This window comes from Actinomycetota bacterium (genome assembly GCA_035536535.1).
Taxonomy (GTDB): domain Bacteria; phylum Actinomycetota; class JAICYB01; order JAICYB01; family JAICYB01; genus DATLNZ01.
Window position 1 is genome coordinate 1 of the sequence record DATLNZ010000007.1, and the last position, 2,288, is coordinate 2,288.

The following is a 2,288-nucleotide window of genomic DNA, read 5'->3' on the forward strand; positions in this document are numbered from 1 at the left end:
ACGTCCGGACTCGAGCTCGGCTCGGTCTCGATGGCCACCTACGCGTTCCGCGAGCGCGAGATGATCCTGGACGTCTTCCAGGCCGTCACCGGGCTACGGATGAACCCCGGTTACTTCCGTCCGGGCGGTCTTTCGATGGACCTGCCCGCGGAGGCCGAGGGCAAGATCCGCGAGCTTCTGCGCGTGCTCCCCGGGCGCTTCGACGAGTACGAGGCCCTGCTGTCCGCCAACCCCATCTGGGTGCAGCGCAACCGCGGCATCGGGATCCTGTCGGCCGCCGACGCCATCGCCTACGGGGTGACGGGGCCCCCGCTGCGGGCGTCGGGCGTCGACCACGACCTGCGCCGCAAGCAGCCCTACCTCGCCTACGACCGCTTCGACTTTGAAGTGCCGATGGGAGAGAACGGCGACTGCTACGACCGGTACCTCGTGCGCATGCGGGAGCTGCGGCAGTCGCTGCGGATCATCGAGCAGGCCCTGGACGGGATGCCGTCCGGACCCGTCCGCGCGCAGGGAAAGCTCTCACCGCCTGACCGCGATCGGATCAACGTGTCGATGGAGGCGTTGATCCACCACTTCAAGCTGTACACCGACGGCCCCCACGTGCCCGCCGGCGAGGTGTACGTGCCGGTCGAGTCGCCCCGCGGAGAGCTCGGCTACTACGTGGCCTCCGACGGGAGGGGACGGCCCTGGCGGGTGCGCATCCGGCCCCCGTCCCTGATGAACCTCCAGGCGATGCCTCTGATGTGCCCGGGGCACCTGCTCGCCGACCTCATCGCGATCCTGGCGTCAGTGGACCCGGTGATGGGAGACGTAGACCGCTGATGCCGCTGTCGCAGGAGTTCCACGATCGCGCCCAGCAGCTGCTCGCGCGGTATCCCGTGAAGCGGTCCGCGCTGCTCATGGTGCTGCACGACGCGCAGGACGATGCGGGGTTCCTGTCGCCCGAGGTGATCCGTGAGGTCGCGTCGGTGATGGGGCTCACGGCGGCCGACGTCGCCGGGGTGGCGACCTTCTACACGATGTACAAGCTGTCCCACCCGGGACGCTGCCTCATCAGCCTGTGCACGAACGTGTCCTGCGTCATCAAGGGAGCCGACGAGGCCGCAGCCAGGCTCACGGAGCTCGTCGGCCCCGAGGGCCAGACCACGGCGGACGGATTGATGTCCTGGGAGCAGGTCGAGTGCCTGGCGTACTGCAGCGCGGCCCCTGCTGCGCAGGTGAACTATCGCGACGTTCCGCACCTGACCGCCGACCGGGTCGAGACGCTGTGCTCGCAGCTTCGCGCCGGCCGCTCAGTCGATGAGGTCCTGCAGGCGATGCGCACGGAGGAGGCGGCGGGTGCCTGAGACGCCGGAGGTGATCTTCCGCAGGCGCAACGTGCCGGAGTCCTGGACGCTTCGCGCCTACCTGGACACCGGTGGCTACGAGGGGCTCAAGGCGGCGGTGGCGATGAGTCCGGCCGACGTTATCCGCATCGTGGACGAGTCCGGACTCCGCGGCCGCGGAGGCGCGGGATTTCCCACCGGGCGCAAGTGGTCGTTCATACCGAAGGACTCGCCCAAGGCCCGCTACGTCGTGTGCAACGGCGACGAGGGGGAGCCGGGGGCCTTTCACGACCGCGAGATGATGGAGGTCGACCCCCACGCGCTGCTCGAGGGGATGGCCATCGCGTCATATGCGATAGGCGCCCGCACCGCATTCATCTACTGCCGCGGCGAGTTCCTGCTCGCCTACGACCGGCTCGAGCGCGCCATCGCGGAGGCGAAGGAGGCGGGCTACCTGGGCGACCGTGTCTTCGGATCCGACCACTCGATCGAGATCGTCACCCACCGGGGCGCCGGCGCCTACATCTGCGGCGAGGAGACTGCGCTGCTGGAGTCGTTGGAGGGCTACCGCGGGATGCCGCGGACCCGGCCCCCGTTTCCGGCCATCGAGGGTTTGTACGCATCGCCGACCGTGGTGAACAACGTCCAGACGCTCATGGCCGTGCCGCCGATCATCACCAACGGTCCCGCCTGGTTCCGTCAGTGGGGGACGGAGAAGTCCCCCGGCACCATCGTGGTCAGCGTCTCCGGCAACGTCCGCAGCCCGGCGAACTTCGAGGTGCCGATGGGGACAACGGTCCGGGAGCTGATCGAGCTAGCCGGCGGTGTGGACGACCGCGGCCTCAAGGCCTTCGCCCCCGGGGGGTCCTCCACGCCCATGCTCCTGGAGGAGCACCTCGACACCCCGATGGACTACGAGTCGATGATCGCCGCGGGGTCGGTGCTCGGAGCGAGCGCGAT

Annotated in this window: 3 protein-coding genes; all 3 read left to right on the forward strand. The window is 69.1% G+C overall.

Translation table 11 applies throughout. The features are described from left to right. Positions 1 to 825: NADH-quinone oxidoreductase subunit D (locus VNE62_00795; protein ID HVE90828.1), on the forward strand; the 825-nt coding region annotated here is incomplete at its 5' end. Next, positions 825 to 1,349 (forward strand): NAD(P)H-dependent oxidoreductase subunit E, encoded by a 525-nt coding sequence (locus tag VNE62_00800; GenBank protein ID HVE90829.1) that lies wholly within the window; start codon positions 825 to 827, stop codon positions 1,347 to 1,349. The genes VNE62_00795 and VNE62_00800, both read left to right, overlap by 1 nt. Then, positions 1,342 to 2,288: SLBB domain-containing protein (locus tag VNE62_00805; protein ID HVE90830.1), on the forward strand; the 947-nt coding region annotated here is incomplete at its 3' end. The genes VNE62_00800 and VNE62_00805, both read left to right, overlap by 8 nt.

Bases quoted from the DNA above. Each gene is read 5' to 3' on its own strand.
- VNE62_00800 (HVE90829.1), top strand. From the start codon at position 825: ATGCCGCTGTCGCAGGAGTTCCACGATCGCGCCCAGCAGCTGCTCGCG.